Annotated in this window: 25 protein-coding genes; 18 read left to right on the plus strand and 7 right to left on the minus strand. The window is 64.9% G+C overall.

All coding sequences use genetic code 11. The features are described 5' to 3' along the window. From dnaA to gyrB, 9 genes are all read left to right on the plus strand, one after another. Complete coding sequence (gene dnaA, locus RIdsm_RS00005; protein ID WP_057817573.1) at positions 1-1,371, plus strand: chromosomal replication initiator protein DnaA; 1,371 nt, start codon at positions 1-3, stop codon at positions 1,369-1,371. Positions 1,372-1,526: 155 nt separating this feature from the next. After that, positions 1,527-2,645 (plus strand): DNA polymerase III subunit beta, encoded by a 1,119-nt coding sequence (dnaN, locus tag RIdsm_RS00010; RefSeq protein ID WP_057817571.1) that lies wholly within the window; start codon positions 1,527-1,529, stop codon positions 2,643-2,645. Between the two features lie 10 nt (positions 2,646-2,655). Then, the gene (locus tag RIdsm_RS00015; RefSeq protein WP_074939899.1) at positions 2,656-3,060 is read left to right on the plus strand and encodes a type II toxin-antitoxin system PemK/MazF family toxin; all 405 of its coding nucleotides are present in this window, start codon (positions 2,656-2,658) and stop codon (positions 3,058-3,060) included. Positions 3,061-3,253: 193 nt separating this feature from the next. Further along, the gene (recF, locus tag RIdsm_RS00020) at positions 3,254-4,363 is read left to right on the plus strand and encodes a DNA replication/repair protein RecF (protein ID WP_057817569.1); all 1,110 of its coding nucleotides are present in this window, start codon (positions 3,254-3,256) and stop codon (positions 4,361-4,363) included. Next, positions 4,360-4,794, plus strand: a complete 435-nt coding sequence (locus RIdsm_RS00025; RefSeq protein ID WP_057817566.1) for a VOC family protein — start codon at positions 4,360-4,362, stop codon at positions 4,792-4,794. The genes recF and RIdsm_RS00025 overlap by 4 nt, the downstream gene beginning before the upstream one ends. A 197-nt stretch (positions 4,795-4,991) precedes the next feature. Beyond that, positions 4,992-5,519 (plus strand): DUF1697 domain-containing protein, encoded by a 528-nt coding sequence (locus RIdsm_RS00030; protein WP_057817565.1) that lies wholly within the window; start codon positions 4,992-4,994, stop codon positions 5,517-5,519. Then, positions 5,516-6,136 (plus strand): LysE family translocator, encoded by a 621-nt coding sequence (locus RIdsm_RS00035; protein WP_057817563.1) that lies wholly within the window; start codon positions 5,516-5,518, stop codon positions 6,134-6,136. The genes RIdsm_RS00030 and RIdsm_RS00035 overlap by 4 nt, the downstream gene beginning before the upstream one ends. 83 nt (positions 6,137-6,219) lie before the next feature. Further along, entirely contained in the window at positions 6,220-6,717 is a 498-nt protein-coding gene (locus RIdsm_RS00040) for a hypothetical protein (RefSeq protein WP_057817561.1), read from the plus strand. Between the two features lie 174 nt (positions 6,718-6,891). Next, a complete protein-coding gene (gene gyrB, locus RIdsm_RS00045; RefSeq protein ID WP_057817559.1) occupies positions 6,892-9,309 on the plus strand; it encodes a DNA topoisomerase (ATP-hydrolyzing) subunit B in 2,418 nt (805 codons plus the stop codon). A gap of 248 nt (positions 9,310-9,557) precedes the next feature. On the opposite strand, the gene RIdsm_RS00050 is transcribed toward gyrB, so the two are convergent. From RIdsm_RS00050 to RIdsm_RS00065, 4 genes are all read right to left on the minus strand, one after another. Further along, positions 9,558-10,517 carry a glutathione S-transferase family protein gene (locus tag RIdsm_RS00050; protein ID WP_057817557.1) on the minus strand — a complete coding sequence of 320 codons (960 nt, stop codon included), beginning with the start codon at positions 10,515-10,517 and terminating at the stop codon, positions 9,558-9,560. Positions 10,518-10,528: 11 nt separating this feature from the next. Further along, on the minus strand, positions 10,529-11,353 hold the full coding sequence (gene ygiD, locus RIdsm_RS00055; protein ID WP_057817555.1) for a 4,5-DOPA-extradiol-dioxygenase: 825 nt from the start codon (positions 11,351-11,353) through the stop codon (positions 10,529-10,531). A gap of 62 nt (positions 11,354-11,415) precedes the next feature. Continuing rightward, positions 11,416-12,465 carry an MBL fold metallo-hydrolase gene (locus RIdsm_RS00060; protein ID WP_057817553.1) on the minus strand — a complete coding sequence of 350 codons (1,050 nt, stop codon included), beginning with the start codon at positions 12,463-12,465 and terminating at the stop codon, positions 11,416-11,418. A 37-nt stretch (positions 12,466-12,502) separates the two neighbouring features. After that, the gene (locus tag RIdsm_RS00065) at positions 12,503-12,925 is read right to left on the minus strand and encodes a DoxX family protein (RefSeq protein WP_057817551.1); all 423 of its coding nucleotides are present in this window, start codon (positions 12,923-12,925) and stop codon (positions 12,503-12,505) included. Between the two features lie 141 nt (positions 12,926-13,066). Between RIdsm_RS00065 and RIdsm_RS00070 the strand changes: the two genes are divergently transcribed. Continuing rightward, a complete protein-coding gene (locus RIdsm_RS00070; RefSeq protein WP_057817549.1) occupies positions 13,067-13,963 on the plus strand; it encodes a LysR family transcriptional regulator in 897 nt (298 codons plus the stop codon). Positions 13,964-14,108: 145 nt separating this feature from the next. Continuing rightward, on the plus strand, positions 14,109-14,741 hold the full coding sequence (locus tag RIdsm_RS00075; protein WP_057817547.1) for a hypothetical protein: 633 nt from the start codon (positions 14,109-14,111) through the stop codon (positions 14,739-14,741). A gap of 12 nt (positions 14,742-14,753) precedes the next feature. Here the strand turns inward: RIdsm_RS00075 and RIdsm_RS00080 are convergent, their stop codons facing one another. Then, positions 14,754-15,419 (minus strand): GntR family transcriptional regulator, encoded by a 666-nt coding sequence (locus RIdsm_RS00080; RefSeq protein ID WP_057817544.1) that lies wholly within the window; start codon positions 15,417-15,419, stop codon positions 14,754-14,756. 202 nt (positions 15,420-15,621) lie between these two features. On the opposite strand from RIdsm_RS00080, the gene RIdsm_RS00085 reads away from it, so the two are divergent. The 7 genes from RIdsm_RS00085 to RIdsm_RS00110 all read left to right on the plus strand — a co-directional run bounded on the left by RIdsm_RS00085 (position 15,622) and on the right by RIdsm_RS00110 (position 23,607). Beyond that, complete coding sequence (locus RIdsm_RS00085; protein WP_057817542.1) at positions 15,622-17,157, plus strand: malonate--CoA ligase; 1,536 nt, start codon at positions 15,622-15,624, stop codon at positions 17,155-17,157. 54 nt (positions 17,158-17,211) lie between these two features. Next, a complete protein-coding gene (locus RIdsm_RS00090) occupies positions 17,212-18,651 on the plus strand; it encodes an amidase (RefSeq protein ID WP_236553346.1) in 1,440 nt (479 codons plus the stop codon). 18 nt (positions 18,652-18,669) lie between these two features. Continuing rightward, the gene (locus RIdsm_RS00095; RefSeq protein WP_057817539.1) at positions 18,670-19,989 is read left to right on the plus strand and encodes a short-chain fatty acid transporter; all 1,320 of its coding nucleotides are present in this window, start codon (positions 18,670-18,672) and stop codon (positions 19,987-19,989) included. Between the two features lie 210 nt (positions 19,990-20,199). Next, the gene (locus RIdsm_RS30315; protein ID WP_177228381.1) at positions 20,200-20,352 is read left to right on the plus strand and encodes a hypothetical protein; all 153 of its coding nucleotides are present in this window, start codon (positions 20,200-20,202) and stop codon (positions 20,350-20,352) included. Then, positions 20,349-21,731: an MmgE/PrpD family protein gene (locus tag RIdsm_RS00100; protein ID WP_236553344.1), complete on the plus strand. Its 1,383-nt coding sequence runs from the start codon at positions 20,349-20,351 to the stop codon at positions 21,729-21,731. Before RIdsm_RS30315 ends, RIdsm_RS00100 begins: the two co-directional genes overlap by 4 nt. After that, positions 21,728-22,702: a D-2-hydroxyacid dehydrogenase gene (locus RIdsm_RS00105; protein ID WP_057817537.1), complete on the plus strand. Its 975-nt coding sequence runs from the start codon at positions 21,728-21,730 to the stop codon at positions 22,700-22,702. The genes RIdsm_RS00100 and RIdsm_RS00105 overlap by 4 nt, the downstream gene beginning before the upstream one ends. 14 nt (positions 22,703-22,716) lie before the next feature. Further along, positions 22,717-23,607: a dihydrodipicolinate synthase family protein gene (locus RIdsm_RS00110; protein ID WP_057817535.1), complete on the plus strand. Its 891-nt coding sequence runs from the start codon at positions 22,717-22,719 to the stop codon at positions 23,605-23,607. Between the two features lie 86 nt (positions 23,608-23,693). Here RIdsm_RS00110 and RIdsm_RS00115 read toward each other — a convergent pair whose 3' ends face one another. Both RIdsm_RS00115 and RIdsm_RS00120 read right to left on the minus strand, forming a co-directional pair. Continuing rightward, positions 23,694-25,025 (minus strand): M16 family metallopeptidase, encoded by a 1,332-nt coding sequence (locus tag RIdsm_RS00115; RefSeq protein WP_057817533.1) that lies wholly within the window; start codon positions 25,023-25,025, stop codon positions 23,694-23,696. After that, positions 25,022-26,353 (minus strand): M16 family metallopeptidase, encoded by a 1,332-nt coding sequence (locus RIdsm_RS00120; protein WP_057817531.1) that lies wholly within the window; start codon positions 26,351-26,353, stop codon positions 25,022-25,024. The genes RIdsm_RS00115 and RIdsm_RS00120 overlap by 4 nt, the downstream gene beginning before the upstream one ends. Between the last annotated feature and the right edge of the window lie 88 nt (positions 26,354-26,441).

The raw sequence follows: 26,441 nt of genomic DNA on the forward strand, positions 1-26,441 counted from the left end.
ATGACTAAAGAGCAATGGGGCCAGTTGAAACAGGAACTCCTGGGTACCGTCGGGAAACACAATTTCGCAAACTGGATCGAGCCGCTGGAGCTGTCTGATGTCAGCGACGGCGTGGTGACGTTCAACGTGCCGACCACCTTCACGGGCAATTACGTGTCGCGCAACTTCGGTGACCTCATCCTGTTCCAGGTGAACACCGTGTCGCCGGAAATTCGCCGGGTGCATTTCCGCGTGCCTGCCAATGGCAACGTCCGGCCAGAGCCCTCCGCCCCCAAGCCGCGGGCCGCACGCCCCGCGGCCCAGGCCGCCGTTTCCCAAGCCGAAGGCCAGGTGCCTGCCGCGCCGCTCGATGACCGGTTCACCTTCGACAATTTCGTGGTCGGCAAGCCCAACGAACTGGCCCATGCCGCGGCACGCCGCGTGGCCGAGGGCGGCCCGGTGACCTTCAACCCGCTGTTTCTGTATGGCGGCGTCGGCCTTGGTAAAACGCACCTGATGCACGCCATCGCGTGGGAGCTTCAGAGCAAACGGCCGGACCTCAACGTCGTCTACCTGTCGGCGGAACAGTTCATGTACCGCTTCGTGCAGGCGCTGCGCGACCGCAAGATGATGGACTTCAAGGAGATGTTCCGCTCGGTCGACGTGCTGATGGTCGACGACGTGCAGTTCATCGCCGGCAAGGACAGCACGCAGGAAGAGTTTTTCCACACGTTCAATGCGCTCGTGGACCAGAACAAGCAGATCGTCATCTCGGCCGACCGCGCCCCGGGCGAGATCGAGAACCTCGAGGACAGGATCAAGTCGCGCCTGCAATGCGGCCTCGTCGTTGATCTACATCCGACCGACTATGAGCTGCGCCTTGGTATCCTGCAGTCCAAGGTCGATCGCTTTCGCAACGACTATCCCGGCCTGCAGATGGCAGACGGTGTGCTCGAATTCCTTGCCCACCGGATCAGCACCAATGTTCGCGTGCTCGAAGGCGCGCTGACCCGGCTTTACGCCTTCGCCTCGCTTGTGGGCCATGAGATCACGCTCGAGCTGGCGCAGGACTGTCTTGCCGACATTCTCCGCGCCTCCGAGCGGAAGATCTCGATCGAGGAAATCCAGCGGCAGGTGTCGGAGCATTACAACATCCGCCTGTCCGACATGATCGGCCCCAAGCGGGTGCGCACCTTTGCCCGTCCGCGGCAGGTAGCGATGTATCTGTGCAAGCAGATGACCAGCCGCTCGCTCCCGGAAATCGGCCGCCGGTTCGGGGGCCGGGATCATACGACCGTGATGCACGGCGTGAAGCGGATCGACGAGCTGCGCCACCAGGATGCGCAGATCGCCGAAGACCTCGAACTTCTGCGCCGGACGCTGGAAGGGTAATCACCTGCTGTCCCGAAAATGCAACCGGTCCTGCCTTTGGCAGGGCCGCCCTTGACCCTGTGCGGTAATGGGCCGAAAACAGCACGAAAAGGCTTGAGCGTTAAAGGGAGTTTGCTACGGTGCGCTTCCCGGCACGCAGATCAGGGAGCGAGGGCATGAAACTCAGCATCGAACGCGGCACACTGCTCAAGGCAGTGTCACAGGCCCAGTCTGTGGTCGAACGCCGCAACACGATCCCGATCCTCGCCAATGTGCTGATCGAGGCCGAGGGCGATACGGTTCAGTTCCGCGCCACGGATCTCGATATCGAGGTGGTCGACAAGGCACCGGCCAAGGTGGAACGGGCCGGGGCGACGACGGTGTCGGCCGTCACCCTTCACGAGATCATCCGGAAGCTGCCCGACGGGGCATTGGTGACGCTGACCGACGATGGTGCGTCTGGGCGAATGTCGGTCGAGGCGGGACGCTCGAACTTCTCGCTGGCGACCCTGCCGCGAGAGGATTTCCCGGTAATGGCATCGTCGGAATATACCTGCAATTTCACCGCCGATGCTCCGGTGCTGCGGCGGCTTTTCGACAAGTCGAAATTCGCCATCTCGACCGAGGAAACACGCTATTACCTGAACGGCGTCTACATGCATGTGGCCGATGGTGATGGAGGCCAGGTTCTGCGCTGCGTGGCCACCGATGGTCACCGCCTTGCCCGGATCGATGCCGACCTGCCTGAGGGCGCGGCGGACATGCCCGGCGTGATCGTGCCCCGCAAGACGGTGGGCGAGCTGCGCAAGCTCCTGGACGATGACGAGGCCAAGATTGCCGTGTCGGTTTCGGAGACCAAGGTGCGCTTTGCCACGCCCGACATCACCCTGACCTCGAAGGTCATCGACGGCACCTTCCCCGACTACACCCGCGTCATTCCCACCGGCAACACCCGCCGGCTGGAGGTCGACGCCAGCGAGTTCGCGCAGGCGGTCGACCGGGTTGCCACCGTCAGCTCGGAACGCTCGCGCGCCGTCAAACTGGCGCTCGACGAAGACCGTCTGGTGCTGTCGGTCAACGCACCCGACAGCGGCAATGCCGAGGAAGAGCTGGCCGTGGCCTATGGCGACGATCACCTCGAGATCGGGTTCAACGCCAAGTACTTGCTGGAGATTGCCAGCCAGGTCGACCGCGAGAATGCCGTCTTCCTGTTCAACTCCTCGGGCGATCCGACGCTGATGCGCGAGGGGAACGACACCAGCGCGGTCTATGTCGTGATGCCGATGCGGGTGTGAGGTAGCCTGATTGGCGCTGAAGTATCACCCAAAACAAGGTACGTTGGTACTGGTCCACTTTGATCGCGCTTTCAAACAACCGGAAATGGTCAAGTCTCGACCGTGCATAGTGATATCAAAAAGGATCAAACAACGCCCGAACTTGGTCACCGTTGTGCCACTCAGTACGACGCCGCCCGATCCTGTCATGCCGTATCATTGCGAGATCGAGATTGATTTGGATTTGCCGCCGAGGTGGCGCGCTAAGACTTGTTGGGTAAAGGGCGACATGATCTATTCTTTGAGTTTTGAGCGGGTCAACCTTTTCAATCTGGGGCGTGGCGAAGACGGGCGCCGACGATACCAAACGTCAACGATTTCTCAGGATTCTTTTGACAAGGTTCAGAATTGCGTACGAGCTGCGCTCGATCTGTGAGGGTTGACAACGAGCCTACCCGTGAGCATATTTCAAACTGATGCGGCTCTGGAAACATCCGCTTCAAGACCTCATTAGTTTGAGGCCATCAGGCCCTCCGGCAATACCAAGCCGCGACCTGATGCAGATTGAGCCCCGCCTCGGCGGGGCTTTTTCGTGGCTGGCTTTTTGCATTTGAGGTAAGGGCGTTAGCATGAACCTTTACCTTTCCCGCCTGACCCTGTCTCACTACCGCTCGCACAAGGGGGCGGCGCTGGCGCTGGATGCGCGGCCGGTGGCGATCTACGGGCCGAACGGGGCGGGGAAGACCAACCTTCTGGAGGCGGTGTCGCTGTTTTCGCCGGGCCGCGGTTTGCGGCGGGCGGCGGCGCAGGACATGGCGCGGCGGCCGGAAAGCCTTGGGTGGAAGGTCACGGGGCACCTGCATTCCCTGCATCAGATCCACGAGGTCGAGATCTGGTCGGAGGAGGGCCAGTCGCGGCAGGTGAAGATCGACGGCAAGGCCGCGAGCCAGGTGGCGCTGGGGCGCATTGCGCGGGTGCTGTGGCTGATCCCGTCGATGGACAGGCTGTGGATCGAAGGGGCCGAGGGGCGGCGGCGGTTTCTGGACCGGATGACGATGAGCTTCGAGCCCGCCCATGCCGATGTTTCACTGGCCTATGAGAAGGCGATGCGGGAGCGGAACCGGCTGCTGAAGGACCAGGTGCGCGACGGGCATTGGTATGTCGCGCTGGAGCGGCAGATGGCGGAGGCCGGGGTGGCCATTCACCGGAACCGCCAGAAGGCGCTGGCGGAGCTTCAGGCGGCGCAGCAGGAGGCGGAGACGGCCTTTCCGACGGCCGAGCTGGAGCTGACCATGTCGGAGGGGGAAATGCCGGAGACGGAAGCGGATTTTCGCGAGGCGCTGCATGAAAGCCGGTTCCGCGACCTGGCCGCCGGGCGGACGTTGGTGGGGCCGCACAGGGCTGATTTATATGGGGTTTATGCCGCCAAGGGGGTGCCGGCGAAGGACTGTTCGACGGGGGAGCAGAAGGCGCTTTTGATCTCGCTGATCCTGGCCAACGGGCGGGCCCTGGCAAGGGAGTTCGGGGCGCCGCCGATCCTGCTCTTGGACGAGGTGGCGGCGCATCTGGATGCGGGCCGGAGGGCGGCGCTCTATGATGAGGTCTGTGCGCTGGGGGCGCAGGCGTGGATGACCGGGACGGGGGCGGAACTGTTCGAGGAACTGGGCGAGCGGGCACAGTTGATCGAAGTGACGGAAGCAGAAAGTATCAGCAAAATCAGTGGGAAAGATGCGTCATGACCAATCCTCAACGCGTGACTCTCATCACTCTTGGTGTCGCCGATCTGGACAGATCCAAGGCGTTTTACGGGGCTTTGGGGTGGGTGCCGGCGGAGGAGCAGGAGGGGGTCGCTTTCTACCAGATGCAAGGTATGGCCTTGGGATTGTTCGGAAAAGCGGCGTTGGCGGAGGACCAGGGAAGGGGTGGCGCCGAGCTGGGCACCGGGGCGATGACGCTGGCGCAGAACTTTGCGACCGAGGCGGAGGTGGATGACGCCTTTGATGCTGCCGTGGCGGCGGGGGCCAAGGTGTTGAAACGGCCGGAGAAAGTGTTCTGGGGCGGGTATTCGGGCTATTATGCCGACCCGGACGGGCATGTCTGGGAAGTGGCGATGAACCCGTTCTGGCCGCTGGGGGAGGACGGGTCGCTGACGCTTCCCGGGGCGGGGTGAACGGCGTCGGTCTTCGCGGTGGCGGCAGAAAAGGGTTAACGGCCTTGTTTTGCTGGGATTTCGACGTCGGTATCACGTCGGTATTACGTCGGTATCGCGTCGGTGCGGGGGTCTGTAGAGGGGTTGGTTAATGTGGCGTGCGGTAAGAGGCTGCGCGAGATGTGGTGTGGCGCGCAACACCCGGCGGAGGGCGTGAGGTGAGCGTCTCGGTTCTGCTGCTGCGCGGCATCAACGTGGGCGGGCGCAATGCGTTGCCGATGGCGGAGCTGCGGGTGCTGCTGGAGGGGTTGGGGGCCGAGGACATCGCGACCTATATCCAGAGCGGCAATGCCGTGTTTCGCGGCGAGGTGACGGCGGAGTCCGTCGCCGACGGGATCGAGGCCGCGAAGGGCTTTCGGCCGCAGGCGCTGGTGATGTCCCGCGACCGGCTGGCCAAGGTCATGGCGGCCAACCCGTTCCCCGAAGAGGGGGCGGCGGATGGCAAGTCGGTGCATGTCTGGTTTTTCGAGGGCAACCCGAAGGCGCTGGAGGACGAGACGCTGGCGCTTGCAACGCCGAGTGAGCGGGTCGAGGTGACGGGCGAGGCCGGCTATCTGCATGCCCCCGATGGGATCGGGCGGTCGAAGCTGGCCGCGACGCTGGAAAAGGCGCTGGGCGTGCCGTCGACGGCGCGGAACTGGCGCACGGTCATGGCCATCGCGAAGCTCGTGGAAGAGCGCCGATGACGCTGGGCCTGTGGGACATGGCGCTTTATGCCGGGGCGCTCTTCATCCTGTTCATCACGCCCGGGCCGGTCTGGCTGGCGGTGATGGCGCGCACGCTGTCGGGCGGGGCGGGGGCCGCGCTTCCACTGGCAGCGGGTGTGGTTGTCGGAGACGTCCTGTGGTCGCTTCTGGCGGTGCTGGGGGTGTCGTGGGTCGTTGGGGCGTTCGACGGCTTCATGACGGTGCTGAAGCTGGTGGCGGTGGTGACGTTCGCGGGCATGGGCGTGATGCTCATCCGCAATGCCAGCCGCAGCATCGTGGCCGACAGCCGCCTGACCCGGCCGGGGATGTGGGCGGGGTTCATGGCGGGGCTGGCGGCGATCCTCGGGAACCCCAAGGCGATCCTGTTCTACATGGGCGTTCTGCCGGGGTTCTTCGACCTTGGGCAGGTCACGCCCGGCGATATCGCGGTGATCGTCGTGCTATCGGCCATCGTGCCCTTCGTGGGCAACATGGGGATGGCGCTTTTCCTGGATCGGGTGCGGCGGTTGATGACCTCTCCGACGGCGCTCAGGCGGACGAACCTGGCCTCTGGCGGGCTGTTGATTTTGGTGGCGGTGGTGATTGCGGTGACGTGATCGGGGTGCACATCGACGGCGTTGTTGCGTCACGTCATTCGCGGGGGAATAGTGGGGCGGGAACGAAGGCCGAGGAGAGACGGATGGCGCGGCGCACGACCGAGGCGTTATGGGCAGAGATCGACCGGTGTGACGCGTTCCTGCGGATCGCCGAGGATTTCGCGAAGGTGTCTTTTCCCGAGGAAGCGGCGTTGCGCGAAGCGGTAGCAGCTCTGCCGGACAAGGATGCCTTTGTGGCGAGCGGTCTGAGGAACGGCGCCACTCTGCCGCAAATACTGAGTGGTTACGAGCAGGCGGTGAACGATCACATGGCCGCGTTTGCCATGACGGCGCCGGATGCGGTGGCCTATGCGACCGGTCTTCGCGCGTATTACCGCGAGCGGACCGGCCGGGAATTGCTGTCGGATTTTCCGCCGCCGACGCGCAAGTTGAAGGCGATCGTCAAGCGCGGGAAGATCCGGAACGACACGGAATTCTACCTTGTGAAAGAGTGCGTCGACGATTTGGAAGATGACCCGAAAACCGAAGCGTTGGGGCGGGATTTGCGGGAGTTGCTCGGCGCCTACGAGGCCGGTGGCTGAGGCCCGGCGGGCCGGGAGGGGCCGCTGAGCGGTGGGTGCATTTCCGGATGCCGGATTCCGGGCGCGGGACGCGCGGAAAAACGCTGTGTGACAGCCTGCGAAAACTGCCGCCGATTGCGTGACATTCCCCCCGGAAAATCGTATAAAATCGCAAAGTTAAGAAGGATAGCCCGCATGGCAGAAGCAGTACCGGCGCGCGAAGAATACGGCGCCGATTCCATCAAGGTTCTCAAGGGGTTGGAGGCCGTGCGCAAACGGCCTGGCATGTATATCGGTGATACCGACGATGGCTCGGGTCTGCATCACATGGTGTACGAGGTCGTCGATAACGGGATCGACGAGGCGCTGGCGGGCCATGCGGACGTTGTGACGGTCACGATTCACGGCGATTCAAGCGTTTCGGTTAGCGATAACGGCCGCGGGATTCCGGTGGAGATGCACGAGGAAGAGGGCGTTTCGGCGGCCGAGGTCATCATGACCCAGCTGCATGCCGGGGGTAAGTTCGACAGCAACTCGTACAAGGTGTCGGGCGGTCTGCACGGGGTCGGTGTTTCGGTGGTGAACGCGCTGTCCGACTGGCTGGAGCTGCGGATCTGGCGGAGCGGCAAGGAGCATGTCGCGCGCTTCGAGGGCGGCGAGACGGTCGAGCACCTGAAGGTGGTGGCCGATGCCGATGGCAAGCGCGGCACCGAGGTGCGGTTTTTGGCGTCGACCGACACGTTCTCGAACCTCGAGTACAATTTCGAGACGCTGGAGAAGCGGCTGCGCGAGCTGGCGTTTCTGAATTCCGGCGTGCGCATCCGGCTGCGCGACGAGCGGCCGGAAGAGGCGCTGGAGTCGGAGCTGCATTACGAGGGCGGGGTCAAGGAGTTCGTCAAGTATCTCGACCGGCACAAGGCGCCGATGCTGCCCGAGCCGATCTTCATCACCGGGGAGCGGGACGATATCCAGGTGGAAGTGGCGATGTGGTGGAACGACAGCTATCACGAGACGGTGCTGCCCTTTACCAACAACATTCCGCAACGGGATGGCGGGACGCACCTTGCCGGGTTCCGGGGCGCGCTGACGCGGGTGATGCAGAAATACGCCGCCGAAAGCGGGATCGCCAAGAAGGAGAAGGTGACGTTCACTGGGGACGATGCGCGCGAGGGGCTGACCTGTGTGCTGTCGGTGAAGGTGCCGGACCCGAAGTTTTCGAGCCAGACGAAAGACAAGCTGGTGAGTTCGGAGGTGCGGCCGGCGGTCGAGGGGCTGATGAACGAGAAGCTGTCGGAGTGGTTCGAGGAGAACCCCAACGAGGCACGGCAGATCGTCGGCAAGATCATGGAAGCCGCTCTGGCGCGGGAGGCGGCAAGGAAGGCGCGCGAGCTGACCCGGCGGAAGAACCCGATGGACATGAACTTCCTCAGCAGCAAGCTGAAGGATTGTTCGGACAAGAACCCGGCCAACACCGAGATCTTCCTGGTGGAGGGTGACAGCGCCGGCGGGTCGGCCCAGACCGGGCGGGACCGGGCCACGCAGGCCATCCTGCCGCTGAAGGGCAAGATCCTGAACGTGGAACGGGCGCGGTTCGACCGGATGCTGGGCAGCCAGGAGATCGGCAACATGGTGATGGCGCTCGGCACCGGGATCGGGCGGGACGAGTTCGACATCTCGAAGCTGCGCTATCACAAGATCATCATCATGACGGATGCCGACGTTGATGGCGCGCATATCCGGACGCTGTTGCTGACCTTCTTCTACCGGCAGATGCCGGAGCTGATCGAGGGCGGGTATCTCTATATTGCGCAGCCGCCGCTCTACAAGGTGTCGCGGGGCAAGTCGGAGGTCTACCTCAAGGACGAGGCGGCGATGCAGGATTACCTGATCCAGCAGGGGACCGAGGACGCGGTGCTGCGGCTTGGTTCGGGCGAGGAGATCGTCGGACAGGATCTTGTCCGCGTGGTCGAGGAGGCGCGGCAGACCAAGCGGATTCTCGATGCCTTCCCGACGCATTACCCCCGCAACATCCTTGAGCAGGCGGCGATTGCCGAGGCGTTCCTGCCGGGGCGGGCCGATGCGGATTTGCAGGGCGTGGCCGATGCGGTGGCGAAGCGGCTTGACCTCATTGCGGTGGAATACGAGCGCGGCTGGCAGGGCCGGCCGACGCAGGATCACGGTATCCGCCTGACCCGCATGGTGCGCGGGGTCGAGGAGGTGCGCACGCTGGATGGCCCGGTGCTGCGGTCGGGTGAGGCGAAGCGTCTGGCGCAGCTGACGCAGTCGCTGCGGGAGGTGTATACCCGGCCGGCGTCCCTGCACCGCAAGGACCGGTTCCAGGCGATCTATGGCCCGCTGGACCTGCTGGATGCGATCCTGAAGGAAGGCGAGAAGGGGCTGGCGTTGCAGCGGTACAAGGGGCTGGGCGAGATGAACCCGAACCAGCTTTGGGAAACCACGCTGGACCCCGAGGCGCGGACGCTGTTGCAGGTCAAGATCGACGACGTGGCCGAGGCGGACGACCTGTTCACCAAGCTGATGGGCGACGTGGTGGAGCCGCGGCGCGAGTTCATCCAGCAGAACGCGCTGAGCGTCGAGAACCTCGACTTCTAGGCTTTTGTGGGATCGCGCATGATCATGCGCGGCCCCCCACGGGCTTGTGCGGGTCGCATGAATGGAGATGCCGAGACCGACGGAAAGATCGCTTCGAGTTCTGAGAGCTTCGGAGTTCGCTTTATTTCGTCGGCTCGAACGGACCCAGGCATACGACATCCGACGTCTGGTTTGCAGGAAAGACCATTTGCTGGACTGCGTGACGGTGACGCTTAACGCCTGCGGCCAAACAGGCACGACCGTCTGCCTTATCGCGCCAGCGCCCGGGCCACATGGGCCGGGCCGACGGGGCGGATGCCCGTCGGGTTCAGGGCCTTGATCGAATAGTAGCCCCTGGTGATGTGATCCATGTTCACGGTCTCGCGCACGCCGGGAAGGTCAAGGATGCGCTGCTGGAAGGCCGAAAGGCGCGGGTAATCCGCGATCTGGCGGAGGTTGGTCTTGAAGAGACCGTGATAGGCCGCGTCAAAGCGGATGAGGGTCACGAAGGTCCGGATATCGGTCTCGGTCAGGCGATTGCCGAACAGGTAGTCGCCGGTCAGGCGACCCTCCAGCATGTCGAGCGTGTCGAAGACACCGGCGACGGCTTCGTCATAGGCCTCCTGCGAGCTGGCGAAGCCGGCCTTGTAGACCCCGTTGTTGAGCTTGTCGTAGATCACGGGGTTCAGGGTGTCGATTTCCGCGGCCAGATCCGTAGGGTAAAGCCGCAGGTCCGAGGGCACCAGTCCCTCGAAGGCGGTGTCGAACATCCGCAGGATGTCGGCGCTTTCGTTGTTGACCATGACGTTGCGCGTCATGTCCCACAGCACCGGCACGGTGGCCCGGCCGGTGAAATGCGGCTCGGCGCGGGTGTAGATCTCGTGCATGTAGCGCGCCCCGAAAAGCGGGTCGTCCTGCGCCCCGTCATAGCCGCCGAATTGCCAACCCTGGGCCGAGATCACCGGGTTGACCACGGTCACCGGGATCACCTTGTCCAGTCCTTTCAGCTTGCGCGCGATCAGCGTGCGCGACGCCCAGGGGCAGATCAGCGCGACGTAGAGGCGATAGCGCCCGGGCTCGGCCTCGAAGCCACCTTCGCCGGTGGGCCCGGCGCTGCCATCCGGCGTGACCCAGTTGCGGAAGCTCGACACCTGCCGCACGAAACGGCCTTTCTCGTCGGCCTTCTGCACGGGTTGCCAGTTCTCGATCCATTTTCCGTCGACAAGCATTGCCGGTCTCCTCAGGCTGCGTGGAACACGAAGGACCGCATCGAGACCGAGGCAAGGTCGATGCTGTCCGTCATGAAGGTCAGGTCGTCGTGCGCATCCGACGCGCCGGCGATGGTCAGGGCGGGCAGGTAATGGTCGACCGTGGGATGGGCCATTTGCAGAAGCGAGCCCAGCCCGGCGCGGTTGCCGAGGGCGGCGAAATCGCGGTCGGTCAGGCGGTCGGTGAAGAGCTGGTCGAAGGCCAACGCAAAATCATGCGGCTTGCCGGCGTAGCTCATGGCGCGCAGGTTGTGCACCACGTTGCCCGAGCCGAGGATCAGGACGCCCCGGTCGCGCAGTTGCGACAGCGTGCGGCCGATTTCGAGCTGGTAGTCGAGGTCGCGGCTCATGTCGATCGAGACCTGGAAGACCGGCACGTCGGCGTCGGGATAGAGGAATTTCAGAACCGACCAGGCGCCGTGATCGAGGCCCCAGGTGTCATCGCCCTCGCCGTGGTGGCTGGCCAGAAGCGACACGACTTCACGCGCGAGGTCGGGTTGGCCGTGCGCCGGGTAGCTTTCGGCATAGAGCGCGTCGGGGAAACCGTAGAAATCGTGGATGGTGCGGGGCATCTCGGAGACGTCGACCAGCGTGGTGCCCCGGGTCATCCAGTGGGCCGAGACGACAAGGATCGCCTTCGGCCGGGGAAGGGCGGCGCCCAGGTCGCTCCAGGCGCGGCTGTAGGGTGTGTCCTCGATGGCGTTCATCGGGCTGCCGTGACCGAGGAACACCAGCGGCATGCGATCGGAGGGGCCGAAGCCGTCTTTCAGATCATCGAGAGTGCGGCGCGTGAGCATGGGCTTGGCCTTTCGTGTCAGGGCGTGATGCGCGCCGGGTTTGCGGCCCGGCGCGCGGTGTTTCAACGGTAGGAGAAAAGATACATGGCCACCATCTCGGCATTCTTCGGCGTGGCATGGTCGAAGCCGTAATAGGCGCCGTATTTCGGCCGCAGCGTTTCGGTGGCGTGCTTGCCCACCTCCGCGATCCAGTTGGACAGGAACGGGGTGTGCGCGTTCACCGCGGCCGGATCTTCGACCCCGGCGCCCCATGGCACGGCGCCCAGGGCCTCGCCCACGGCCGCCTCGAGGTCGCCGAGGAACTGGCGGTAGAAGGCCACGTCGGCGCGGGAGCCGACATTGCCGTGACCGCCCGACAGGTAATCCCATTCCAGCGCGTCGATCTGTTCGATCAGGTCGCGGTAGCCCAAGTAGCCCTCGGCCCCGGCGAACGACCAGAACGGCGGCTGGTCGGGGTTGATGACGTCGGGCACATGCACCACGCCGGTGCCTTCCAGTACATAGGCCGCGTGGTCATGGGCATGGGTCTCGGCCTCGAAGGGGGCGACGCGCACGGTCAGGCCCTCGAAGGTGAAGCTGGCGGTTTCGGGCGCGATCACCTCGGTGGGGCGGGGCAGATTGGAGCCGAGCCGCTCCATCAGGTCGGCGGTCGCCTGCGTCGCGATGATCCGCACGCCGGGGTTGGCGCCGATCAGGGCCGGGGCGCCGGCGATGTGGTCGGCGTGGTCGTGGCTGTAGAGGATCGCGTTGATCGGCAGGTCGGTCACCTTGTCGATGGCGGCCTCGATGGCATCGCTGCGCCCTTCCAGCGCGTCGAACAGCAGCACGCCCTCTTCACCGACGTAGAATACGGTGCCGTAGAACTGGCTCTGGAAGAAATACACCCGGTCGGTCAGCCGCTGCAGGATGTAATCCTGCGTGACGTTCTTGGTGTAGAGCTTCTCGATCTTCACGCCGGGCGCCAGCGCCTCGGTGGCGGATTCGGGCACATAGGTGGCATCGACGGTCGAGGGCGCCTCGGTGATGTCCTGCGCGAGGACGGGGGCGGCGAGAGACAGGCCCACCGCCGCGAGGAGGGCGAAGGAGGAGGTCAGGGTCACTCTGCGAAACATGGGTCTTGTCCTTTGAGGTGATCGCTTCGGAGGGAAATCAGGCGAATTGACCAAGCGCGCGGTCGAGCACGGGGATGCGCAGGGCATGGGCCCCTTTCCCAAGCAGGGCGATCGCGCCCTGCACGGCCACCCAGAACAGCGGGAATTCCCAGCCGCCGCCCTCTGCCGAGAACTGCCAGCCATTGCCGGCATGCACCCAGGTCGCGCCCAGCAGCACCGGGATCAGCCCCAGCGACACCAGCCGGACGGCCACGCCGAGGATCAGGGCCACGCCACCCGCCAGCTCTGCGGCGATGGTGAGATAGGCCAGCACACCCGGCAGGCCGAGGCTTTCGAAATACCCCACGGTGCCGGCAATGGTGAACACGTTCACTTTCAGCAGGCCGTGGGCGAGGAAGAGGGCGCCGCTCGAGACGCGCAACAGCGTGGCGGCGTAGTCGGAAGAGGTCAGCTTGGTCATGTCGCTATTCCATTCAGGGGCCCGGTGCGCCATCTGCGGCCCCGGGCGGTTGATCTGACCGGAAATTACGCCTTGTCATCTATCAACGAAATGGCGAAGCTGTTGGATGACTATCCATAAAATGTTCGCAATTAGATCCTGATGGACACGCTCGACCAGCTTCGTGCCTTCGTGGCCACCGCCAAGACAGGCTCTTTCACCGCGGCGGCGGACCAGCTTGGCGTGTCGAACCGGCTGACCTCGAAATACGTGGCCGAGCTGGAGCATCGCCTTGGCGTGCGGCTTTTGCAACGGACCACCCGCAAGGTCGGGCTGACCCCGGCGGGCGAGGACCTGCTGGCGCGCGCGCCTTTCCTGCTGGACGAGCTCGACGATCTGTTGGGCGATATCTCGGAAGGGTCGCGCGGGTTTACCGGCGTGATCCGGGTTTCGGCCCCGGTGACCTTCGGGGAAATCTACGTGGGCCGCATGCTTGCCCGCTTTGCCGCCCGGAACCCGGGGCTGACCTTCGATATCCGGCTCAGCGACGGCTTCGTCGACCTGGCCGGCGACGGGATCGACCTTGCGTTTCGCATCGGGCGGTCGGACATGCTGTCGCTCAAGGCGCGGAAGCTGGGGGAAATCCGGTCGATCGCGGTGGCGAGCCCGGAGTACCTTGCACAACATGGCGCCCCGGCCGATCCTTCGGACCTCGCCAGGCATGACTGCATTCTCGACACCAACCGTCGCACACCGCGCCGCTGGACCTTCTACCGGCAGGGGGAAGAGATCGGGGCGGAGGTGAAGGGCCGTTTCCAGGTCAATTCCGCCCGGGCCGCTGTCGAACTGGCGGCGGACGGGCTGGGGATTTGCTATACCCCGCGTTTCGCCCTCAACGACGAGCTGGAGACCGGTGCGCTTGTTCCGGTGCTACAGGATTTCCAGGGTCTCGCGGTCGAGATCAACGCGGTCTATCTCGAAGGCCGGGCGTTGCCCCGAAAGATCCGGGCGCTGATCGATTTTGCCGTAGAGGACATTCGCCTTTCGGGGACGTTGTAGCGGAGGATGCGGGGGCCGATGGATGCCCCCCCGGCGCTGATGGTGGGCAGTCTGCCGCGTGTGGATTGTCTTGTTGCCGCGCTTTATGGTCTGGTCGTCAGACGTGCCGTGCCCGGCGGCATCCGGCAACCGAAGGAGCCGTGGAATGACCAATTCCGACGAGACAGTTCCGCATGTCATCATGGCGCCGCGGAGCCCGGATTTTTCCTTCGGGGTCGATGTGCATGACCGCTATGAGATCGACATACCCAAGGAACGGCTGGAGGCGATGTCGCCGCTCAAGCGCAGGCTCATCAAGGGGCCGGCGAAACGGGTGACGCTGACGGGTGATGACCGCGAGGGGGCGAAATGGCGCCCTTTGCCGCCGTTCTTCATGGCGGGCGGTTTGACCATCTCGGAACCCCTGGCCGACCTGCTTCGGGGGTTCGACCTTGGGCCGGCCCTGATCCGCCCGGTCGAATTGACGGCGCCGAAAGGGGCGGACCGGGGGCTGGCCTATTACTCGCTGGTGGTGAAGCCGGTTTCACCGACCTACCCGGTGATCATCGACCGGTGCCGGAACCTGGTGCCGGAGCAACCCGGGGACAGCCAGCGCTTTGTCGAATTCGATGTCGGAGCCGGCGATATCGTCCTGTCCGCTGAGCAGCAGGGGACGGCGGACCTTTGGTATGACCCCGGCCTTTTCAGTGTCTATTTTGCGTCCGGTGCGCTTTCGCAGGCCCTGATCGAGGCCGGAATGGCCGAGGCGCTTTGGCTGGTTCCCTGTTCTTTTGACTGACGCGCGGCGCGGTCAGCGGCCAGCGGCGTCGGAGCGGAGGGCGGCGAGGAGGTCGTGAAAGCGGTCGCCCTGGATGAGGACGTGACCGCGCATGGCCTGTTCGGCGGCCGCGTCGTCGCCGTCGCGGATGGCGGCGACCACGGCCTCGTGTTCGTTGAAAGAGCGCTTCACCCGGTTGCGCACCTGCAGCTGGATGCGGCGATAGGGTTGCAGCATCGCGTGGAGGCGCATGGCCTCCTGCGCGATGAAGGCGTTGTGGGTGGCGCGGTAGATGCAGGCGTGGAAGGCCGAGTTTTCGGCATAGTAGTCGTCGAAGCGCTCGTCCGCGGCCAGTTGGCGGCAGGCCTCGTGCCTAGCCTCGAGTTCCGCAAGCTCGGTGTCGGTGATGCGGCGTGCGGCGAGGCGGGCGCATGTCGCTTCCATCTCGGCCATCGCCTCGAACCGCTCGGCCAGTTCCTCGACATTCCATTCGGACACGAAGGTGCCCTGTTTGGAGTGGATGCGGACAAGGCCCGAGGCCTCGAGCTGTTGCAGGGCTTCGCGGATCGGTGTGCGCGAGCATTCGAATTCCTGCGCGAGCATCGCGGGATCAAGCCGCGTGCCGGGCACGAATCGGCCATTCACGATCGCGTTTTCCAGGGCTTCGCGAATGCGAACCGTGTTGGACTTGCGTGCCATGTGCGGTGACCTCCTCCCCAAAAGGTAGAGGAAATATAGTTGGTTGGCTGATAAATATCCATAGCTTATTCTGTTATATACAACAGAATGGGCAAAATGTATAAGATGGGTATGCAACAGGAGGATTGCCGATGGCAGTGACGGCGCTGCCGGCCTGATTGTTTTCCAAACCGACCCTGACCGCAGAGCGGAGACCTGACTGATGACTTGCACGATCCATGACATGTTCGACCGCCGTTGCGAGGCAGACGGAGAGAAGGTGCTGTTCGAACTGAAAGAGCGGCCGAACGTGAGCTATGCCGCAACGCGGGCCACGGTGCGGCGGCTGGCGAGCGTGCTGACCGAGCTGGGCGTCGGCCCGGGGGACCGTGTGGCCGCGCAGGTGAAGAAGAGCCCCGAGGCGGTGATGCTGTACCTGGCCTGTCTTCGGGCGGGGGCCGTGTTTCTGCCGCTCAACACGGGCTATACGGGGGCGGAGATCGACTATTTCCTAGGGGATGCCGAGCCGCGGCTGTTCGTGTGCACGCCGGAGACGCTTGACGCGCATTTGCCGCGCGGCTCGGCGGCGATGGCGGTGGAGAGCCTGGGCACGGTTGGCGACGGGACGTTGATGGCGCGTGCCGCCGGGGCGACAGAGCAGGCGCAGGCGGTGGCGCGCGCGGCCGATGACCCGGCCGCGATCCTGTATACCTCGGGGACGACCGGGCGATCGAAAGGTGCGATCCTGAGCCATGGGAACCTTGCGTCGAACGCTGTCGCGCTGAACGAAACCTGGCGGTTTTCCGAGAATGACCGGCTGATCCACGCGCTGCCGATCTTTCACACGCACGGTCTTTTCGTGGCGTGCAACATGGCGCTTGCGAGCGGGGCGACGCTGATTTTCCTGACGCGGTTCGACCCCGACGAGATCATCGACGAGATGGCCGACGCGACGGTGCTGATGGGGGTGCCGACCTTTTACACGCGGCTTCTGGCCTCGCCCCGGCTCGACCCGTTGGCGACGGCGGCGATGCGGCTGTTCGTGTCGGGCTCTGCGCCGCTTCAGGAGCAGACGCACGCCCGGTTTGCCGAGCGCACGGGGCACACTATCCTGGAACGCTATGGGATGACCGAGACCTGCATGATCGCCTCGAACCCCTATGACGGAGAGCGCCGCGTCGGGGCAGTGGGTTTCCCGCTGCCGGAGGTGGAGGTGCGGGTGACCGACCTCGAGACCGGGGACGTGGTGCCGGGGGGCGAGACCGGCGCGATCGAGGTGCGGGGCCCGAACGTGTTCCAGGGCTATTGGCGGATGCCGGAGAAAACCGCAGACGAGTTTCGCGACGACGGTTTTTTCATCACCGGGGACCTCGGCCGGATGGATGCCGACGGCTATCTGCATATTGTCGGACGAAACAAGGATCTGGTGATCACCGGTGGGTACAACGTTTACCCGAAGGAGATCGAGACGATGATCGATGCCCTGCCGGAGGTGGCGGAATCTGCCGTCGTCGGCTTGCCGCACCCGGATTTCGGCGAAGGCGTCACGGCCATCGTGGTGCCGAAGGACGGGGCCGTGATCGACAAGGCGTGCGTGCTGGATGCGCTGTCGGGCACGCTGGCAAGGTACAAGCAGCCCAAGACGGTGATGGTGGTCGACGCGCTGCCGCGTAACGTGATGGGCAAGGTGCAGAAGAACGAATTGCGGGGCCGGTTTGCCGATCTTTATGCGCCCGCCCGGCCCACGAGCGACGCGTAGGAGGACTGCACCATGGATACGCTGACAAAGACTTTTGAAACGGGAGGACCGAACATGAGCGCCAAGCCGAGTACCACTGACGAATTCATCGAGATGACCGCGACGCAGGCCGTGGGGCTGCTGAAGTCGGGGGAGGCGACGCCGCTGGATTTCGTCGATGCCGCGATTGCCCGGATCGAGGAGGTCGAGCCGGATATCAACGCCCTGCCCATCCGGTTCTTCGAGGAGGCGCGGGCCGCGGCCAAGGCGTTCCCCTCGCAGGCGCATGCCGGGGCCGACCGGCCCGGCTGGCTGGCCGGGCTGCCGGTGGTGGTGAAGGATTACAACGACGTGGGCGGGCAGCTGACGACCTATGGCTCGCCGATCTTTGCCGAGAACAGGGTCGAGGCATCGGATTATACCGTCGAGACGCTGGAGGAGAGCGGCGGCATTCCGATGGCCAAGTCGAACGTGCCGGAGATTGCGGGCGCGAACACGTTCAACCCGGTCTTCGGGGCCACCCGCAACCCGTGGGACCAGCGGATGACGGTTGGCGGATCGTCGGGCGGGTCGGCCGCCGCGCTGGCCGTGGGCGAGGCGTGGCTTGCGACGGGCAACGACCTTGGCGGCAGCCTGCGCATCCCGGCGAGCTATTGCGGGATCGTGGGGCTGCGCCCCAGTGTCGGCCGGGTTCCCCGGGGCGCCGGGCTGCCCGCGTTCGACCCGCTTTGGGTGGAAGGCCCGATGGCGCGGAACGTGGCGGATACGGCGCTGATGCTCGATTCGCTCGCACATGGTCACGGGCGTGACCCGCTGTCTCATCCGGCGCCAAGCGTGCCCTTTGTCGAGGCGGTCAAGGCGCCGAAAGCGCCGAAGCGCGTGGCCTATACGCCCGATCTGAACCTGTCGCTGGTCGACCCGGAGGTGGCCGAGACGTGCCGCGCCGGCGCGATGGCCTTTTCGGCCGTGGGCGCCGGGGTGGACGAGGCGTGCCCGGATTTCTCGGGCGGGCTGGAGGCGTTCCAGACGCTGCGTGCCATTCTCGTGGCCAGCGTGCGGGGCGACCTTCTGGAAACCGACCGCGACCTGGTCGCGCCCGAGATCATCTGGAACATCGAGAAGGGTCAGAACATCACGGCCGACGAAGTGCTGCAGGCGGAGCGCGCGCGTGCCGCCATTTTCCACAAGGTCGCGGCGTTCTTCGAGACATACGACATCCTGGCCTGTCCGACGGTCGCGGTGCCGCCCTACCCGGTGGAACAGCGGTTCCCGACCCATATCGGCGACACGGAGCTGACCACGTATATCGACTGGATGTTCCTGACCTTCGTCATCACGCTGACCGGCTGTCCGGCGATTTCCGTGCCTTGCGGGACGACCCGCTCGGGGTTGCCCGTGGGACTTCAACTGATAGGCAAGCCCAAGGGCGACTTTGACCTGTTGTCGGCCGCGCAGCTTCTGGAAACCGAAATGGGGCTTGCGGACCAAATGCCGATACGCCCGCGAAAATCATAAATAGGGAGAATATTCAATATGTTACAGGGTATAACCCGCGCGTCCGTGCAAATGGTGGAGCGTTACCTGCCGGATGCGTTCGTTCTGGTCCTGATTCTGACGCTTGTGGTGTTCGGGGGCGGGATGCTGATCGAGGGGCACGGGCCCGTTGCGATGGCTGCATTCTGGGGCGAGGGGTTCTGGAACCTGCTGAGCTTTGCCATGCAGATGGTGCTCATCCTGGTGTCGGGTTTCGTTGTCGCGAGCACGCCGATTTTCAAGAAGCTGCTTCAGGCGCTGGCCCGGATGGCCAACACGCCGGGGCAGGGCATCGTTCTCGTCACGGTCGTCTCGTTGTTCGCGGCGTGGGTAAACTGGGGTTTCGGGCTGGTTATCGGGGCTCTGTTTGCGCGGGAACTGGCGCGCTGCCTGCCCAATCTCGACTATCGGCTGGCCATCGCGAGCGCCTATAGCGGGTTCATGGTGTGGCATGGCGGGCTTTCGGGTTCGGTGCCGCTGGTGATCGCGACCGAGGACCATTTCACGGTCGACATGATCGGGGTGATCCCCACCAGCGAAACGATCTTCTCGGTGATGAATCTTGGTATCGTGCTGGGGCTGTTCATCGTGGTGCCGCTGGTCAACTGGATGATCATGCCGTCGAAGGAAGACACCGTGACGGTCGACCCGGCCAAGCTGGTCGAGGAGGAAGAAGAGGTGACCGAGGCGGCGAACACCCCCTCGACGCGGCTGGAAAACAGCATGGTGCTGTCGATCGCGTCGGGTGTGCTGGGCATGGTTTACGTCCTTTACTACATCTTCGGCACCGATGGCGGGCTTAACCTGAACATCGTCAACTTCACGCTGATCTTCGTGGGGATCCTGCTGCATGGCCGGCCCTCGCAGTTCCTGGCATCGGTCAAGAAGGCCGTGAACGGGGCCAGCGGTATCATCATCCAGTTCCCGTTCTACGCGGGGATCATGGGCATGATGGTCGGCTCGGGGCTGGCGGTGACGCTGTCTAACGCGTTCGTCGATATCTCGTCGGCCCAGAGCCTGCCGTTCTTCACCTTCCTGTCGGCGGGTATCGTCAACATGTTCGTGCCGTCGGGCGGCGGGCAATGGGCCGTGCAGGCGCCGATCATGCTGGAAGCCGGCAGGGCGCTTGGGGTCGACCCGGCCCGCACGGCGATGGCGGTGGCCTGGGGCGATACCTGGACCAACCTGATCCAGCCGTTCTGGGCGCTGCCCGCGCTGGCGATCGCGGGGCTGTCGGCCAAGGACATCATGGGCTTCTGCCTGATCGTCCTGGTGGCGAGCGGCGTGGTGATCGGCCTCGGGCTGACCTTCCTGCCCTGACGGCGGGACATGAGGAAGGATGGCGCGGGCGGCATGATGTGCCGCCCGCGCTGCCGTTTCGGGGTATGAGTGACGGTCGGCGGCATCGGGTTTGGGCCGGGGTGTGGCGGTACAATGGGTGCCGGTGGTCCGGTCGCGACCGGGGATGTCGCAATTGACATGGATTTGCCTAGCACGCTCCTGAAGGATCGGGGGAGAAGGAGGCCAGCCATGACCATCCGCAGCCGGGGCGATTGCCGAGATCGAGACGCTGGTACGCGCCCTGTCGTCGCCTCGAACCGGGCGATGATGGTCGAGGCCATGGCCGGCTTTTCCGACCCCCTGCCCGGATATGGGCGATTTCCTGAAAGGATTTTTCGATGAACAAGCCCATGAGTGCCGTCGCCCGCCCCGGCGCAGAGCAGTTTGCGCAGATCGCGGAATTTGCGCTGACCCGAGAGCTTGCCGTGCCGGAGCACGCGATGCGGCATGCGGCGACATTGCTGATCGACACGCTGGGGGTGGCGGCAGGCGCCACGCGGCTGAAGGTTGGCGGGATCGCGCGGGAGTTCGCGGTGGATTTTCACGGGGCGGGTCGTGCGGAGTTTGCGGCGCCGATGTTGTTTGACGGGCGGGTGGTGAGCATGCCCGGCGCGGCCTGGGCCTTGGCAACGCAGATCGACAACCTCGATGGGCATGACGGGTATTACCCGACGAAGGGCCATATCGGCTGTGCCGTGGTGCCGGCGCTGTTCGCCTTTGCCGAGCGGCACCCCGAGTTGACCGGGCCGGAGGCGTTGCGGGCGATGGTGGTGGCCTACGAGGTGGCGACGCGGGCAGCGGTGGCGCTGCATGGGACGGTGAGCGATTACCACACCTCGGGCGCATGGAACGGGCTGGGGGTGGCGGCGCTGGGCTGTCATTTGGAGGGCGCCGATGCGGAGACGCTGCGCCACGCGATGGGGATTGCCGAGTATCATGGGCCAAGAAGCCAGATGATGCGGGAGATCGACAACCCGACGATGCTGCATGACGGGTCGGGCATGGGGGCGCTGGTGGGGGTGAACGCGGCGCTTCTGGCGATGCGGGGGTTTACCGGGGCGCCGGCGATCACCGCCGAGGCGCCGGAGGTTGCGGCCTACTGGGCCGATCTTGGGGCCGAGTGGACGGTGGCGGAGAACTACATCAAGCCCTATCCGAGCTGTCGCTGGGGGCATCCGGCGGTGGATGCAATGCGGAAATTGCGGGAAGAGCACGGCCTGACCGCCGACCAGGTTGCGGCGGTCGAGGTGCGGACCTTCGACGAGGCGGCGAGGTTGTATGCGGGGATGCCCGAGACGACGACGCAGGCGCAGTATTCGCTGCATTACGTCGTGGCGGTGATGTTGCAGCATGGCACGCTCGCGCCGCGGCACGTGGCGGATGAGGGGTTGGACGACCCGGACGTTGCCGCGATCATCCCCCGGATCACCGCCGTGGCGACGGACAAGCACAATGCCCGCTTTCCCGCGAGCCGCTGGTCGGATATCGAGGTGACGCTGACGGATGGCCGCAAGCTGACTTCGGGCGATGTGCCCGCCAGCGGTGGCCCCGGCGCATGGCGCACCGATGCCGAGGTCGAGGCGAAGTTCCACGATTTCTGCGAGGGCGTGCTTTCACCCGCCCGCAGCCGCGCCATCTGGGCGATGCGGGATGCAATGCTGGACAACACGGTGAAGCTGGCCGAGCTGACGCGGCTGATCACCCCGGAAGGAGACGCATGACCAAGGACGCCCCCAGAGTCATCATCATGAACGACAATCCCGGGCCGATGACGGCGCGGTTGCGGCAGGCCGTGCCCGAGGCCGAGGTGGCCGAGCTGACCCGGTACGAGGATACCGAAAGGATGCTGGCGGAGTTCAGGCCGGACGTGGTGTATTCGATCAAGTTTGCCGGGAACGAGGGCTTTCCGACTGATCTGCTGATGGGGCCGGAGGGGCCGGGTTGGGTATCGGTCGGCGGATCGGGCTGCGATCACCTTGGCCGGTGGGATGCCGAGCAGACGACAGTGACCAATTCCGCCGGGGTGGCGGCGCATATGATGGCGGAATACGCCTTTGGCTGTGCGCTGCATTTCAGCCTCGATATCGAGGGGCTGGCGCGGGACAAGGCGGAGAGGCATTGGCGCGGGTCGCGGTTGATGACCTCGCTCAAGGGCAAGACGCTGCTGATCGTGGGGCTGGGCCAGACCGGGCAGGCCGTGGCGAAACGGGCGCAGGCGTTCGGGATGCATGTGATCGGGACACGGGCGCGGCCGGAGCCGATGGAGAACCTCGACGAGGTGCATGCGGCGGAGGATCTGCCGAAGCTGTGGGGGCAAGCGGACATGATCGTGGTGTCGGTGCCGCTGTTGCCGTCGACGCGAGGTTTGATCGGGGCGGAGGATTTCGCGGCGATGAAGCCGTCGGCCGTGCTGGTGGATGTCTCGCGCGGGGGCGTGATCGACAGTGACGCGCTGCTCGAGGCGTTGCAGGCGCGGCGGATCGCGGGTGCGGGGCTCGATGTGTTCGCCGAGGAGCCGCTGCCGGAGGAGAGCCCGTTCTGGGATCTCGACAACATCATCCTGTCGCCGCACAGTTCGGGCGTTTACGAGGGGTGGGACCTGAATTCCTTCGACATGTTCATCGAGAACCTGAAGCGGTGGCAGAAGGGCGAGACGCTGAAGAACATTGTCGACCCGGGGCGCGGGTACTGAGGGAGGACCAACCCATGGCCGAGCGGTTTCGCGGTGTCATCACGCCGATCCTGACGCCTTACAACGACGATTTCAGCATTGCCGAGGATCTTTACCTCGCCCATGCCGGGGCCTGCCTGGCGGGCGGGGCGCATTACATCTCGCCCTTCGGCACCACGTCGGAGGCACTGAGCCAGTCGATGCGGGAACGGATGGCGATGGTGGAGCTGCTGGCCTCTTCCGGCACGGCAAGGCCGGGGCAGATGATGCCGGGCACGGGGCTGTGCAACATGGAGGAGACGGCGACTCTCTGCCGGCATGCGGTGGAGCTGGGCTGTGCGGCGGTGATGACGTTGCCGCCGTTTTTCTTCGTCAATGCGGGGGACGAGGGGCTTTACCGGTATTTCAGCGGGTTGATCGAAAGTGTTGGGTCGGACCGGTTGAAGGTGTGTTTGTATCACATCCCGCAGATGGCGGGGATCGGGGTATCGCCCGGCTTGGCGGCGCGGTTGAACGCGGCCTTTCCCGAGGTGGTGGTGGCCTACAAGGACAGCTCCGGCAATTGGGAGAACACCAAGGCGGTGATTGAGGCGGCGCCGGGAATCTCGGTGTTTCCGGGGTCGGAGAGCTACCTGGTCGACGCGGTGAAGCTGGGCGGGGGCGGGTGTATCTCGGCCAGCTGCAATTCGAACGTGGCGGCGATCCGGGGGGTGTACGACCTGGCGGCGGCGGGGAAATGGGAGGCGGCCGCGGCGGCGTTGGGGCCGGTCAACGTGCATCGCAAGGCGGTGCAGGATGGCGGGCTGATCCCGGCGCTGAAGGCGTTGAAGGCGTACCAGTCGGGGGATGCGCGGTGGCTGAACCTGCGGCCGCCGCTGGAGAACGCGGACCCGGCGCTGGGCGAAAGGCTGGCTGCGACGCTTTGAGGGCGTCGCCGGAATTTTGGAAAATTCCGGGGTAGAAAATGCGTATTTTCTACCCCGTTTTCCGGGCGGAAAACGGCGCGCGCCGGTCAGTTTATGGTCGAGTTGAGGCCTTCGGGCTGTCCGACGACGACGAAGGTCAGCTTATCGGGGTCGAGCCGTTCCCGCGCCACCCGGTTCACGTCTTCCAGCGTCACGGCGTTCATCTTGTCGTTGCGCGTGGCGATGTAATCCTTGGACAGGCCATCGACCTGCATGCCCACGGCGATATCGGCAATCGGGCCGTTGCCGTCGAAGCGGAGGGGGTAGGCGCCGGTGATGTAGGTCTTGGCGTCTTCCAGTTCCTCGGCGGTGACGCCGTTTTCCTTGACGCTGGCCCACTGGTCGCGGATCACCTCGATCGCCTCGGCAACCCGGTCGTTGGCCGAGGAGACCGAGCCGATCCATGTCTGGGCGTTGTCCTTGAGCGACAGGTAGGAGTAGATGCCGTAGGTCAGGCCGCGTTTCTGGCGCACCTCGGTCATCAGCCGGGACGAGAAGCCGCCGCCGCCGATGATGTGGTTGAGGACGTAGGCGGCGAAGAAATCGGGATCGTCGCGTTCGAGGCCCGGCTGGCCGAAGATGACGGCCGATTGCGGGGTATCGTAGTCGACAACCTGAACGCCGCCCGGCAGGTTCACGTCGGCCTCGCCCGGCAGGGGCGCGCCGGTTTCGGGCAGGTCGCCGAGCAGGTCGTCGATCAGGGTTGCGAGCTCGTCCTCGGAGATGTCGCCGACGGCGCTGACATAGACCCTGTCACGGGCGAAAACGGCCTTGTGGGCGGCCTCGAGGTCTTCGCGGGTCAGGGCGCCGACGCTTTCGATGGTGCCGTTTTCCGGCGTGCCATAGGGGTGATCGCCGAAGACGAGCTTGCCGAAGGCGTTGCGCACGATCTCGTCGGGGTCTTTCAGGTCGGATTGCAGGATCGAGACGATCTGGGCCCGGACCCGTTCGACGGCCTGCGGGTTGAAGGCCGGGTCGGCGATGCTGGCGCGCAGGAGGTCTATCGCCTCGTCGCGGGTTTCGGTGAGGAAGCGGGCCGAGACGCTGACCGCGTCGTCGCTGGCGTTGTAGGAGAATTCGGCCGCCAGCTCCTCGGCGGCGCGGGCGAACCCGCGGGAATCGAGATCGCCGCTGCCTTCTTCAAGCAGGGCGGTCATCAGGCTGACGGCGCCGCGCTTGCCTTCGGCGTCGAGCGAGGTGCCGCCGCGAAAGCGCAGCTCCAGCGCCACGAAGGGCAGGGAGTGTTCCTCGACCAGCCAGGCCTCGATACCGCCGGGGGTTGTGACTTCCTTGATGTCGACCTCGGCCCGGGCGGGCAGGGCGGTGAGCGTCAGCGCGAGCGCCAACAGCGGCGCGAAGAGAACTCGTACGTGGATCATTGGGTCACCTCCGACGCCTTCATGTAGCCTGTGACGGCCTTGTCGCGGTTGAACACCTTGCGGGCGGCGTTCAGCACGTCTTCCTCGGTCACGTTCTGGAGAAGCCCGGGCCATGCCTGAACATCCTCGACGGTCAGACCCTGGGTCAGGGCCCGGCCATAGCGGTTCGCAACCTGGTAGACATCGTCGCGGGCATAGATCTGGTCGGCGTTCAGGAGGCTCTTGATGCGGTCGAGCCGGCCGGGGGCGATGCCTTCTTCGAGGAAGTTGGCGATCACCTCGTCCAGATCCGCTTCGAGCTGTTCCAGCGTCACGCCGGGTGCCGGGGCGAGGATCAGGTCGAAGGTCGTGTCATCGAGGGATTTGCCGCTGTAATAGGCCGAGGTGTAGACGGCCTTGCGGTCTTCGAACTGCAGCTTCTCGGACAGGAGCGAGGTGGTTCCGCCGCCGAGCACCTCGGCCAGGACGGTCAGCGCGGCGGCCTCTTCCTGGTCACCGCTGTCGCGCTCGGGGGCGAGGTAGCTGCGCATCACGTAGGGTTGGCCGACGCGGGGGTCTTCGTAGATAAGCCGGCGTTCGGCCATCTGGCGCGGCTCCTGCGGGCGGGCGCGTTCGGGCAGGTCGGGGTTGGCCGGCAGCGCGCCGTAATACTGGTCGGCGAGCGCCTTGACCTCGTCGGGCTGGACGTCGCCGGCGACGATCAGGACCGCGTTGTTCGGGGCGTAGTAGGTTTCGTAATAGTCGAGCGCATCGTCGAGATCGAGGTCGAGCATCTCGTGCTGCCAGCCGATGATCGGCACGCCGTAGCGGTGGTTGAGATACTGCGCCGCGCTGGCCTGTTCGCGGAAGAGGGCGCCGGGGTTGTTCTCGACCCGCATGTTGCGTTCCTCGATGATCACGTCGCGTTCGGTCGCGATGACGGATTCGTCGAGCTGGAGATTCACCATGCGGTCGCTCTCCATCTTCATCATCAGTTCGAGACGGTCGGCGGCGACGCGCTGGTAATAGGCGGTGTAGTCGTAGCTGGTGAAGGCGTTGTCGCGGCCGCCGTTGCGGGCGACGGTGGCCGAGAACTCGCCGTCGTCGAGGGTTTCGGTGCCTTTGAAGAGCAGGTGTTCGAGGAAGTGCGCGACGCCCGAGACGCCGGGCTTTTCATCGGCCGAGCCGGCCTTGTACCACACCATGTGCACGACCACGGGGGCGCGGTGATCTTCCACGACGATCACCTCCATCCCGTTGTCGAGCCTGTAGGATGTGACCTGATCGTCGGCCTGCGCCGTACCTGCCGCCGTGACCACCACGGCGAGCATGGCCAGAAATCGTTTCATGACCTGCCTCCTTGCCCTGAACCCATTTCACGAACGGGTATACCTGCGAAGATACGGCTGTACCAACGCAATTCAAGCAGTCTGACCG

The organism is Roseovarius indicus, from assembly GCF_008728195.1.
In the GTDB taxonomy this organism is placed as follows: domain Bacteria; phylum Pseudomonadota; class Alphaproteobacteria; order Rhodobacterales; family Rhodobacteraceae; genus Roseovarius; species Roseovarius indicus.